This is a genomic window from Deinococcus sp., assembly GCF_018260555.1.
Classification (GTDB): Bacteria; Deinococcota; Deinococci; order Deinococcales; family Deinococcaceae; genus Deinococcus.
Window position 1 is genome coordinate 4,335 of the sequence record NZ_JAGLBB010000067.1, and the last position, 10,756, is coordinate 15,090.

At 69.3% G+C, this 10,756-nt stretch carries 12 protein-coding genes; 5 read left to right on the forward strand and 7 right to left on the reverse strand.

The window, feature by feature from the left end:
- Positions 1-237 precede the first annotated feature (237 nt).
- Complete coding sequence (locus QZ271_RS11945; RefSeq protein WP_291431763.1) at positions 238-807, forward strand: GNAT family N-acetyltransferase; 570 nt, start codon at positions 238-240, stop codon at positions 805-807.
- A 32-nt stretch (positions 808-839) separates the two neighbouring features.
- Here QZ271_RS11945 and argB read toward each other — a convergent pair whose 3' ends face one another.
- Both argB and QZ271_RS11955 read right to left on the reverse strand, forming a co-directional pair.
- Entirely contained in the window at positions 840-1,589 is a 750-nt protein-coding gene (argB, locus tag QZ271_RS11950; RefSeq protein ID WP_291431765.1) for an acetylglutamate kinase, read from the reverse strand.
- A 127-nt stretch (positions 1,590-1,716) separates the two neighbouring features.
- Complete coding sequence (locus QZ271_RS11955) at positions 1,717-2,223, reverse strand: GNAT family N-acetyltransferase (protein WP_291431767.1); 507 nt, start codon at positions 2,221-2,223, stop codon at positions 1,717-1,719.
- Between the two features lie 164 nt (positions 2,224-2,387).
- Between QZ271_RS11955 and QZ271_RS11960 the strand changes: the two genes are divergently transcribed.
- Both QZ271_RS11960 and QZ271_RS11965 read left to right on the forward strand, forming a co-directional pair.
- A complete protein-coding gene (locus tag QZ271_RS11960) occupies positions 2,388-3,428 on the forward strand; it encodes a tRNA-dihydrouridine synthase family protein (protein WP_291431768.1) in 1,041 nt (346 codons plus the stop codon).
- Positions 3,425-3,991: a DinB family protein gene (locus QZ271_RS11965; RefSeq protein WP_291431770.1), complete on the forward strand. Its 567-nt coding sequence runs from the start codon at positions 3,425-3,427 to the stop codon at positions 3,989-3,991. The genes QZ271_RS11960 and QZ271_RS11965 overlap by 4 nt, the downstream gene beginning before the upstream one ends.
- Positions 3,992-4,041: 50 nt before the next feature.
- Here the strand turns inward: QZ271_RS11965 and rocF are convergent, their stop codons facing one another.
- Together rocF and QZ271_RS11975 are read right to left on the reverse strand one after the other, a co-directional pair.
- Positions 4,042-4,941: an arginase gene (gene rocF, locus QZ271_RS11970; protein ID WP_291431772.1), complete on the reverse strand. Its 900-nt coding sequence runs from the start codon at positions 4,939-4,941 to the stop codon at positions 4,042-4,044.
- Between the two features lie 139 nt (positions 4,942-5,080).
- The gene (locus QZ271_RS11975) at positions 5,081-5,608 is read right to left on the reverse strand and encodes a GNAT family N-acetyltransferase (RefSeq protein WP_291431774.1); all 528 of its coding nucleotides are present in this window, start codon (positions 5,606-5,608) and stop codon (positions 5,081-5,083) included.
- Positions 5,609-6,249: 641 nt separating this feature from the next.
- On the opposite strand from QZ271_RS11975, the gene QZ271_RS11980 reads away from it, so the two are divergent.
- Positions 6,250-6,843: a hypothetical protein gene (locus QZ271_RS11980; protein WP_291431776.1), complete on the forward strand. Its 594-nt coding sequence runs from the start codon at positions 6,250-6,252 to the stop codon at positions 6,841-6,843.
- A gap of 32 nt (positions 6,844-6,875) precedes the next feature.
- Positions 6,876-7,373, forward strand: coding sequence for a hypothetical protein (locus QZ271_RS11985; protein ID WP_291431777.1), 498 nt, complete (start codon positions 6,876-6,878; stop codon positions 7,371-7,373).
- A gap of 278 nt (positions 7,374-7,651) precedes the next feature.
- Here QZ271_RS11985 and QZ271_RS11990 read toward each other — a convergent pair whose 3' ends face one another.
- From QZ271_RS11990 to menC, 3 genes are all read right to left on the reverse strand, one after another.
- The gene (locus QZ271_RS11990; RefSeq protein WP_291431779.1) at positions 7,652-8,200 is read right to left on the reverse strand and encodes a single-stranded DNA-binding protein; all 549 of its coding nucleotides are present in this window, start codon (positions 8,198-8,200) and stop codon (positions 7,652-7,654) included.
- A 266-nt stretch (positions 8,201-8,466) separates the two neighbouring features.
- Positions 8,467-9,366, reverse strand: coding sequence for an acyl-CoA acyltransferase (locus QZ271_RS11995; RefSeq protein WP_291431780.1), 900 nt, complete (start codon positions 9,364-9,366; stop codon positions 8,467-8,469).
- Positions 9,366-10,475, reverse strand: a complete 1,110-nt coding sequence (menC, locus tag QZ271_RS12000) for an o-succinylbenzoate synthase (RefSeq protein WP_291431782.1) — start codon at positions 10,473-10,475, stop codon at positions 9,366-9,368. The genes QZ271_RS11995 and menC overlap by 1 nt, the downstream gene beginning before the upstream one ends.
- Between the last annotated feature and the right edge of the window lie 281 nt (positions 10,476-10,756).

Sequence of the window (10,756 nt, forward strand, 5' to 3'; positions counted from 1 at the left end):
AAGCTGCAGACGGTGTCTTCCCGACTGCGGCGCAGTGGAGCGGAATCCGTATAACACGGACCTCGCGTGAATGGTCTGCAACAGCCGCTGCGCCGGAGGAGGGGCGGGTGCGAGCGAAACAGAGGGTAGCCCCTATAGATGCGGCCGTACGACGCGGCATCCTGGCAGGTGCTGATGGCCTGCGTGAGGCCACATCCCCGTGGTGCGCTGCGCTGCGCGGCCACTACACTGCCGGGCATGGTCACTGCCGATTCCCTGAACGCCGTTCCTACCGAACTGCGCACCGACCGCCTGCTGCTGCGCCGCCCCGACCCGGCCGACGCCCGCGCACTGGTGGGGGCCGTGAACGCCTCGCTGCCTGTTTTGCAGCGCTGGATGCACTGGGCGCAGCACCCCATGACCGAGGAAGCCTCACGCGAGAACCTGCGCTCCGCTGCCGAGCGGTTCGACACGCGCGAGAACCTGCGCTACCACGTCTGGAACGCCAGCGGCACCGAACTGATCGGCAGCAGCGGGTATCACGCCCTGAACTGGCTGATCCCCCGGGGCGAGATCGGGTACTGGATCGCCACGCCACACACCGGGCTCGGTTACGCCCGCGAGGTCGCGCAGGCCCTGACGGACCTCGGGCTGAAGACCCTGCGCCTGCGCCGCCTGGAAATCCGCTGCGATCCGCAGAATGAACGCAGCGCCCGCATTCCCGCCGCGCTGGGTTACACGCTCGACGCTCACCTCGTGAACGATGACGTGGACCCCCGCGACCACACGCGCCTGCGTGACACGCTGATCTTCTCGAAGGTGCAGTGAGGGTGCCGTGAGAGTGCAGTGTCAGGACAGGCTCAGGGTGTAATGCGTGTGCCGGCCTCACCCCGCGCGGCGGCGGCCAGCACACCGGCCTGCATGCCGCTGGCGATCACCGCGAACGGCGCACCCCGGTTCAGGGCGTCGAGCGCCGCGCGCACCTTGGGAATCATGCCGCCCGCGATCCAGCCCTGCGCAACGCCCTCCTCGACCTCGGCGCGGGTGAGGGTCGCGGCGCGGCTGTCCGGGTCGGGGTAGGCGCGGTACACGCCGTTCACGTCGGTCAGGAACACGATGCCGTCGTTCAGGGCGCCCGCCACGGCCCCGGCGGCGGTGTCGGCGTTCACGTTCAGGGCCTCGCCGTCCGGGCCGACTGCCACGCAGCCCAGCACGGGCGTGATACCGGCCCCCAGCAGCGTTCGCAGCAGCCCGGCGTTCACGCTCGTCACGCGGCCCACCCGGCCCAGGTCTGGGTCCAGCAGCTCGGCGCGCAGCAGGTCACTGTCGCGGCCCATCAGGCCCACGGCGCTGCCCACATCCTGGCTGAGCTGCTTGTTCAGCTGGCACAGGGCCATCTCGACCACGTCCATCGCCTGCGGCGTGGTCACGCGCAGCCCGCCGCGAAATTCACTTGCGACGCCGCGCGCCGCGAGTTCCCGCTCGATGACCGGGCCGCCCCCGTGCACGACCACGACCGGGTACTCGGCGCGCAGCGCGGCAATCTCGGCCGCGACCGCGCGCCGCAACTCCAGGCTTTTCATGGCATTCCCACCGTACTTGACGATCACGCCCAGAGTGTACGGCGTGCGCGCGGGCCGGGCAGGTCCCCAGAGGGAGCCCGCCCGGCCCACTGCGTTCTGTTTCAGACGGACCCCGACTGAAGGGCCTTTGCAGCCCTGTTCACGGGGGTCCCGGTCAGTCGCTGGCGACGGTCAGGGGCGCGTCGGTGTCGGTCGGCGAGTCGTGGTTCAGAGGCTTGGTGTACCAGCTCATGACCGGGCCGGCGTCCAGGGTAAAGGAGTAGCCCAGCCGCTCCCAGAAGTGCGCGCCGCGCGGGTTGTCGCCCACCACGCTGGCCAGGATGCGCGTGGTGCCGGGCGGGGCGTGCGATTCCAGGTGCTGCACGACCTGTTCACCCAGGCCCTGGGACTGCCGGTCCTCGCGGATTAGAAGCAGGTTGATGGTCAGGTCGCCCGTTTCCGGGTAGTCGCGTTTGCAGTCCAGACTGCCGATCAGGTCGCCGTGATCGTCATGCACGAGTTGCAGGGACCGCCGGGGGTCCAGCAGGGCGATTTCCACGTCCCGCTGCACCTCACCGAGGGACGGCACACGCGCACTGATCAGGTCGAAGTAACCGGGGGCGGACGTGTACAGACTGTGAAGCAGCGGCGCGTGATGCAGCGCCAGCGGCGTAACGTTCAAGGTAAAGCCTCCCAGCCGGCAGGGTGGGCGAGTGGAGCGAGGGAATGGGTGCCGGACTGACTGACAGTCTAACCCGGCCGTTCCTGGGGCCGGTGAATGCCGCCGCTGGGGAGATTCAGCGGCAGTTCACCCGGCGGGGCAAGAGGGTGCGCTACCCTGCCGGGATGACCGCCTTCACCCCCGCCCCCGGCTTTTACGCCGCCCGACTGGCCCGGCCCGGCGCCGTCCTGGCTCCCATGGCCGGGTACAGCGACGCGCCCATGCGGCAGCTCGCGGCCGAGCAGGGCGCCCTGTGGACCGTCAGCGAGATGATCAGTGCGCGCGGCCTGATGGGTGGCGGCGACACCGAGAAACTGAACCTGGGCCGCCCGTACCCCGGTGAGCAGGAGCGCGTCGTGCAGCTTTTCGGCGCCGAGAGCGACGTGCTGGCCGGAGCGGTCGCCCGCGCCGAGGCGTGGTTCCAGCCGGCCGCCATCGACCTGAACATGGGCTGCCCCGTGCCCAAGATCCGGGGGAAGGGCGGCGCGTGCCTGCTTCAGACGCCCGAGGTGGCGTACGAACTGGTGAGCGCCATGCGGCAGGCCACCCGGCTGGACGTGAGTGCCAAGATCCGCCTCGGGTGGGATCACGACCGCAGCGTGGAAGTCGCGCAGGGCCTGGAAGCCGCCGGGGCCGCGCTGATTACCGTGCACGGCCGCACCAGTGCGCAGCGGTACACCGGGCAGGCCGACTGGGAGGCCATTGCGCGCGTGGCGGCCAGCGTGCGCGTGCCCGTGGTGGGCAGCGGCGACATCCAGACGCCCGCCCAGGCCCGTGAAAGGCAGCGGATGGGCGTGGCGGCCGTGATGATCGGGCGCGGCTCGGTCGGGAATCCGTGGATCTTCCGGGCGCTCGTGACCGGTCAGGACGACCTGCCGGACGCGTACACGCGCGCCCGTGCGGCGCTGCGCCACGCCGAGTTGCAGGAGCGCTTCTACGGCGACGACACGGGCCGCCTGACGCTGCGCCCCCTGCGCAAGGTGCTCCCGCAGTACCTGCCGGACTTCCCGGAACTGCGGGACGATCTCGTACAGGTCGTGACTGTTCAGGACGTGCGGCGCGTCCTGCGACCCCTGCTGGACGGCGGCGCGGACGGCCCGGACGACGCAGATGACCGGGTGTCCAGAACAGCTTCCCCGAACAGGTATACTGTGAATCATTTATGAACGCCCGCGAGTACTATTCTTACCTGTCCGCCGCACGAGCCCAGCTGTGGAATTTTCTGCGCGCCCTGCCGCCCACCGACCTCGACCGTGACCTGATGGAAAGCGGTGACCGGTTTCACAGCATCAAGGACCTGCTGCTGCACGTGACGGACGTCGAGGATCACTGGGTGCACGGCATCGTCATCGGGGACAGCGTGCACCAGCAGTACCCGCACGACTGGGTGCGCCCACAGGCCACGCAGTACGATCTGAACTGGATTCTGGAGTACAGCCGGGAAGTCGGCGGCCGCACCGCTGCATTCCTGGACAGCGAACCCGACCTGAGCCGCAGCGTGAAGCTCGTGCAGGACGATCCCGCCAGCGACACCGTTACCCTCGACCAGCTCCTGTGGAACGTCATGACCCACGAGGTGCGCCACACCGCGCAGATCGCCCTGATGATCCGTCAACTGGGGCACACGCCCCCCTGGCTCGACTACATGCGGTTCGTGCGCCCGCAGGCGACGGCCAGACCGGTCGGCGCAGACCTGGCCGACCTCAACGCCGACAGCGACGACGTGTAACACGGACTCCGGTTGAAGGGTCTTGGCAGCCCCTTCAATCGGAGTTCCTATCAGAGGATGCGCTGTCCCAGCAGGCTGGCGGCCATGCCGACCATGACTTCGGCCGTCTGGTTCCGGGTGTCGAGGATGGGGTTGACTTCCACGATGTCCATGCTGGTCACGCGGCCCGATTCGCTCAGCAGTTCCATCAGCAGGTGGCCCTCGCGGTAGGTCAGGCCGCCGGGCACGGGCGTACCCACGCCAGGGCAGACGCTGGGATCCAGGGCGTCCGCGTCGAAGGACACGTGCACGCGGCTCAGCCCCCCCAGGCGCTCCATGGTTTTCTCATGAATTCGGGTCATGCCCAGCTGATCGACGTCTTTCATGGTGTAGGCTTTCACGCCCGCCTCACGCAGCAGGTCCCGCTCGGAGGTGTCCACGCTGCGGATGCCGATCATGACGATGTCCTCGGGCCGCACGTGCCAGTTGCCGCCCAGGCTGGTCAGGTGCGGGTCGCCCCGGCCGGTCAGCGCCGCGACGGGCATGCCGTGAATGTTCCCGCTGGGGCTGCTGTGCGGGGTGTTGTAGTCCGTGTGGGCGTCCACCCAGATCAGGCCCATGCGTTCGCCGGTGGGATGGCCGCGCAGGGCGTTGCCGGTCACGGTGCCCATGCTGACGCTATGGTCGCCGCCCAGGGTAAGCGGAAAGGTGCCCTCCGGCAGCGCGGCAACCTGCTGTGCGGCGGCGCGGCAGGCGTCCAGGATCGGGTCCAGGAACACCAGTCCGCCCTCCTCGTGCTTGTCGATGCTTTCGGGCAGCGCCACGCGCACGTCCCCCAGGTCCGTCACGGTGTGGCCCAGGTCGCGTAGCGCGCGGCTCAGGTGGGCGTTCCGCAGGGCGCTGGGGCCCATGTCCACGCCGCGCCGACCCGCGCCGAGGTCCATGGGAATACCGAGGATAGAGATGTTCATCCACCCAGCTTAAGAGCCGCTGCCGGGTATGCCTTGCGGCTGCATCATTATTTTTACTTTGCCTGACCCAAGCGCGCCCCGCAGTATTCAAGTGAATATTGATGCTGCCGTGCCGGAGGGTCTGGACTCAGGTGCAGGGTCATGAGCTGTGCGCCCAGTGGCTCAGCGGGCCGTCTTCTTCGCTGTGGCCACTGCCGACCAGCCGGAACCCCAGCTTTTGCAGGACCCGGCTGCTGGCGGGATTCGAGGTCGCCGTCTGTGCGGTCACGGTCACCACACCCCCCGCGTGCAGGTGCGCCACCAGCGCCCCGACCGCCTCGGTCGCGTACCCACGCCCACGCGCTTCGGGCGTCAGGCCGTATCTGATCTCCTGCTCGCCCTGCTCGTTCACGCCGCCCACCACGCCCAGTTGCCCCAGCGCAGTCAGGTTGCCCCGGTGCACCGCGATGAACGTGCCGTCCACGTCGCCCTGCCCGGCGCCCAGGTCCGCCAGCAGCGCCGGGAACACCGGCCGCAGATCGCCCGGCCATTCCGGCGGGAAGTACACGTCCTGCACGCCGTCGGGGGTGGGCAGCGGCAGGGAGAACCCGGCGCGCTCCACGCGGCGTTCCAGCACGGCGCGGGTCAGGGGCAATAGGAGGAGACGGAGGCTCAGGAGCGCAGGCACCCGACCAGCGTACCCTGGAGACGATGAGCCCGCTCCCGGGACAGGGATCACGGGCAGTACCCGGACACCCAGGTCCGCGTGGGACTGGCCCGGCTAGCGTTTGTGATACCGACTCCGATTGAATGGGCTGCAAAGACCATCCAATCCGAGCGGATGCGAGCGGGAGAGAAACGGAATCCGTATGATACGAACTCCGGCTGAACGGTCTGCATAACCCGCCAGACCGGGTAATCCACGAACGCAGGGAATCCGTATCAGACACCGTGAGCTGGGTCACGCTGAATGTGGTGTGGTACGCACGGTTGCTTAAGGCCGGATGTACGTCTGGCAAACGCGGTCCTGACAGTCGCGCGGCATACTCTGATCCGGCCTGGTGAGGGCGCGGACGTGGCTGGAGTCCCTGACGGGACAGACACCTCAGACGCGACCGGGTCAGAGGGAGACGCCCACCTCTTCACCAACGGGCGTGCGAGCGGGTCAACGGCAGGCAGCAGGCGGGTTCGAGCCCCACCACCCGCCCCCAGCAGGACATCATCTCACCTTCACTCCTGTTCGCGCGGCCAGCGGGGCGATCCCCCTGGCCGCGCGCTTTCTGTTTCCCGGCTACCCCCCCAACCGGGCAGGACTCTATGCTGGCCCCCATGACGCTGTGGCCCCTGCCTGCTGGCCTGAGACGCTCCACGCTACGGGTCGCCGTGCTGAGCTGCGGCCTGAGCGCCGGGGCGGCACTGGGCGGCCCGGTAGCGGTGGGCGCAGTGTACCCGGTGCCAGCCGCAGTCCCAGTCGCCGCCGTTCCCCCAGTTCAGGCGGCCGCACCGCCGCGCGTGACTGTCGGCTTGCCGGGGGCAGGCACGCTGACGGTCACGTTCGCCCTGCGGGACTTTCTGCTTAACCGGGACGCCCCGAACGTCCTGACCCTGCACACCCCCTGGGGCGCGCAGCGCGGCACCCTGAGCGGCACGCCCCACCCGGACCCGGAGCGCCGCGCCTACTACGCCCGCCTGACCCCGCTGCGGTGGCCGCTGGCCGCCCCGGCAGGCACGCGCGCGGGTCGGTACCCGGCCAGGGTGGAAGGGCAACTGTTCAGCTGCGCCGTGCGTGCGGGAACATGCTCGGCGCGGAGCGTGTCGGTGCCCGTCACACTTTCGGTACGGCCGGACGGACGGGTGCAGTCCCTGGGGGTGCGGGTGGACGACCCGGCGCTGCGCCAGGGTTCCCTGCGGCTGCGGCCCTGACCGGCCCGCCGGAATCTGGGTAGTCTGAACCCATGAAGTCCGTTCCTGACCCTGCTGCCGTTCCGGCCGAGTCCGTCCCTGGTGGCCTCGCCGCGCCCGCCGCGCCCCCCTCGAACGCCGCGCGCCTGCGGGCCTTTCACGCCGCCATCGGTGAGCAGCCAGTCCCGGTGCCGAGCGTGCCGGACGAGGCCCTGCTGGCCCTGCGCCGCACCCTGATCCAGGAGGAATACCAGGAGGTCGAGGCTGAATTCTCCCTGCTCGCCGACCGGATGAGGGCTGGCGAACAGGTGCCGGCCGAGGACCTGACACCACTCGTACATGAACTGGTGGACCTGCTGTACGTCACGTACGGCGCCCTGGACCGGCTGGGCGTGAATGCCGACGCCGCCTTCGCCGAGGTGCACCGCGCGAATATGGGGAAGGTATCCGGCCCGCTGCGCGCCGACGGCAAGATCCTCAAGCCCGAAGGCTGGCAGCCGGCCGATGTGCGCCGCGTCCTGCGCGAACAGCTGGCCGGCCGCGACGCCTGATCCGGACTCCGATTGACTCGCGGCGGTTCTGAATCAATCCGAGCGGACGCGAGTAGGAACAGCAGACGCCCCTTCGCGGCATGGAGCGCCGTCCCTCTGATACGGATTCCGTTTGTTTCGCCGACAATCCGGAACTTCACCGGATTGCCAGCTCCACGTCCGGAACCCGTTTCTCTCCTGCTCGCATCCGCTCGGATTGAACGGGCTTTGCAGCCCATTCAATCGGAGTCCGTCTGATACCGGCTCCGGGTTGAATGGGCTGCGGCAGAGGCTGACCTTCAGAACGGTGTTTCGTCGTCGGTGCGGGTGACAGGGGCGGGGCGGGGCGCGGGCCGCGTGGCTGCCTGCGGGGCGGGGCGGCTGGCCTGGGTGGGCTGCGCGCCCTGGGCGGTCTGGCGGGGTGTGGCGTAGCGGTCCTGGCGTTTGCCGCCCCGGAAGATGGCCAGTGTCACGTACTCGAATTCACCGTCGGATTTCTCACGGACATGTTCGGGGTCAGTGCTTTTCGCGCCGCGTGAGTACTTCACGGCGGCCGGGAGTTTCATCTTGCGGCTGTCCACGGCTTCCAGTTCACGGCGGCGGTAGGCGTGTCCGCGGTGAATGACGAGTTCCTCGCCGTCGGGGCTGGTCCAGCGGCGCGCGCCGATCAGGGTCCAGTCGAAGTCCGCCTCGTTTTCCAGAGGGAACTGGTAGCCGCCGCTGGGAACGTCGCCGCTGGTCCAGCCGAGTCGGCCGTACTGGCGTTGGGTGTCCAGCAGTTGGGCGGGGTTTTCGACATCGACAGTGACGCGCGCGCCCAGGTCGGTGGTGAATTCGATGTGCAGCATGGGGGCTCCTTGTGGGGTGGGGGAGGCGGGAAGGACCGGTTCACCGGCTCTTATGTAAATAACATAACACGGGGGGAGGTGATGGCGCCAGCCCTTCGGCCAGCCCAGCTGGGTCACCCCACCAAGGGCACAGGCCCGCTGCCCCCCACAGCGCGGTCCTCAGACGGAGTCCGCACTGCTTTCACCCGCCTCCGCCCGGATGAACCGGTTGTTGCAAGCCGATCCACCCGAGTGCGTATCAGGCGCTTCCCCTTTTGCATACACGCTCAACCGGCTTCGCTGCTGACCGCGTCCCGGTGGGTGTCGCCCGGGCCCTGCGTCAGCACGTAGTACGCCCGGTGCCCGGCGCGTGCCAGATCCGTCACCTCGTACCCGCGTGACAGGTACGTGCCCAGCCCCTCGCGCAGCGCGTTTCGCCACGCCCGCCGCACCTCCAGGTCCAGGCCTTCCGGGCGGGTCGGAACCTCGACCAGCACCCGCGCCCCCGCCAGGGACAGCCGCGCCGGGCCAGGCCACTGGGTATCGTCCAGGGCCTCCAGAGCCACCTGCTCGTGTGGGGGCGGGGCGGGACGCTCGGCGTGTGGCCGGGTCAGGTCCCACTCGACCATCAGGCGGTCAGCAGGGAACGCCCGGGTGCGGTCATCTTCCAGGGCGTACCAGTCCGGCAGGTACGTTCTGGCGACCGCGCCCAGTTTCCCCAGGTTCAGCCGGGCGTTGCGCGAGACCAGCGGATCGAACGTCCAGGTCATGCGGGTCAGGCCCTGCGCCAGCGCCCGCTCACGCTGCGCGAGTTTCAGCGCCACGGCCATGCCGGTCCCCCGCCACGCCGGATCCACCGCCAGCAGGTGCGAGTGATGCCAGATCTCCGTCCCCCGCAGCGCCGGGAACCCGAACGCCAGCCCCACGGGCCGTAGACTGGCCGGGTCGCTGGGAGGCAGGGCCGGGTACGCACCCAGCACGATCCCGCCCGTCACGGCGCTGATGCGCAACATGGTGCCGGGCAGCAATTCCCGGTCCGCGTACCCCCAGGCGCTCGCCTGTACGTGCTCTAGCGCCCGGAACGCCCAGGGGTCCGTGACCTCCCGGATCACGAAAGGTCGGGCGATCAGGCCCGCGCCGGTCTGCCATGTGCCTGTTCCCGGCGGGTCGCCGTGCGCAGCGGCCATCAGGGGCGCCTCTCCTCACGCAGTTCGGTCACGCTGGCCAGGAAGGCGCGGTTCAGGGTCACGCCGGTTCCCGCGCCGGCCGGAACGGGCATCAGGCCGCCCTGGGCTTCCAGGGGCTCGTTGATCAGGTCGGTGTTCCAGTAGCGGCTGGCACTGCTGGTATCGCCGGGGAGCGTGAAGTTCGGCAGGGTGGACAGGTGAATGTTGTGCGCCCGCCCGATTCCGCTTTCCAGCATTCCGCCGCACCATACGGGCGCGCCGAAGGCCTGTGCCACGTCATGCACGCGCCGCGCCTCGGCGTGCCCGCCCACGCGGGCCACTTTCACGTTGATCACGCCACCCGCCCGGATGGTCAGTCCCTTGCGGGCGTCCTGGGCGCTGGTCACGCTCTCGTCCAGGCACAGCGGGGTGCTCAGCTGACGTTGCAGCTCGGCGTGGTCGATCAGGTCGTCCCAGGCGAGCGGCTGCTCTATGTACGTCAGGTCGAAGGCGTCCAGGGCGCGCAGGCGGGTGGCGTCGGCCAGGGTGTAGGCGCTGTTGGCGTCCACGGTCAGGCGGATGTCCGGGAAGGCCTCGCGGGTCGCGCGGACAGGCTGCACGTCCCACCCGGGCCGGATCTTCAGCTTGATGCGCCGGTACCCCTGTTCGACGTGGCGGCGCACCACGTCCACGGTGGCGGCCTCGTCCGGCTGGATGCCCAGGCTCACACCGACCTCCACGTGGTCCCTGCGGCCGCCCAGCAGGGTGCCCAGCGGCACGTCCAGCTGCCGCGCCCACAGGTCCCAGGCCGCCATCTCCACCATGGCGCGCGCCATGCGGTTGCCCCGGAAGGAGCCCAGCGCGTCGTTCAGAGCCTCGGGGTTCGCGAAGCTCTGGCCGAGCACGCGGGGCAGGAACACGTCGCGCAGCAGCGCCAGCGCCCCCGTGATGGTCTCCTCGCGGTACATGGGAGCGCGTTCCATGGTGCCCTCGGACACGCCCTGCACACCATCACCGTGCAGGACCAGCAGCGGCACGACCTTGTCGGTCTGTACGCCGAAACTCGTCTCGAAGCGGAACTTCAGGGGAAGACGGGCAACGATCAGTTCGGCAGCTTCGATTTTGAACATGCCCCCAGTATGTGCCGTGAACGGGCGCGCCCGGTAGGGCGTCCTGCACAGGCCGCGTTCAGGAGGCGAGGCAAGTGTGGTCGCTACAGCCCTTCCACCGCAGCCGGGCTCCCTTGAGGGCGGATGCCTGGTTTGTGCGTCCCACACGTGTGGGATACCCCGGCACGAGTCCCGGCCCGCCGAACATGAAGCGCGCCGCAGCCAGGGGGAGTTGACAGATGGGCTGGTGGCCTGTATCTTTTCTGAGCCTCAAGCGAGGCGGGAAGCATGACAGGCGAAGA

Coding starts and splice junctions, on each gene's coding strand:
- QZ271_RS11945 (WP_291431763.1), top strand. CDS start 238: ATGGTCACTGCCGATTCCCTGAACGCCGTTCCTACCGAACTGCGCACC.
- QZ271_RS11960 (WP_291431768.1), top strand. CDS start 2,388: ATGACCGCCTTCACCCCCGCCCCCGGCTTTTACGCCGCCCGACTGGCC.
- QZ271_RS11965 (WP_291431770.1), top strand. CDS start 3,425: ATGAACGCCCGCGAGTACTATTCTTACCTGTCCGCCGCACGAGCCCAG.
- rocF (WP_291431772.1), bottom strand. CDS start 4,941: ATGAACATCTCTATCCTCGGTATTCCCATGGACCTCGGCGCGGGTCGG.
- QZ271_RS11980 (WP_291431776.1), top strand. CDS start 6,250: ATGACGCTGTGGCCCCTGCCTGCTGGCCTGAGACGCTCCACGCTACGG.
- QZ271_RS11985 (WP_291431777.1), top strand. CDS start 6,876: ATGAAGTCCGTTCCTGACCCTGCTGCCGTTCCGGCCGAGTCCGTCCCT.
- QZ271_RS11990 (WP_291431779.1), bottom strand. CDS start 8,200: ATGCTGCACATCGAATTCACCACCGACCTGGGCGCGCGCGTCACTGTC.
- QZ271_RS11995 (WP_291431780.1), bottom strand. CDS start 9,366: ATGGCCGCTGCGCACGGCGACCCGCCGGGAACAGGCACATGGCAGACC.
- menC (WP_291431782.1), bottom strand. CDS start 10,475: ATGTTCAAAATCGAAGCTGCCGAACTGATCGTTGCCCGTCTTCCCCTG.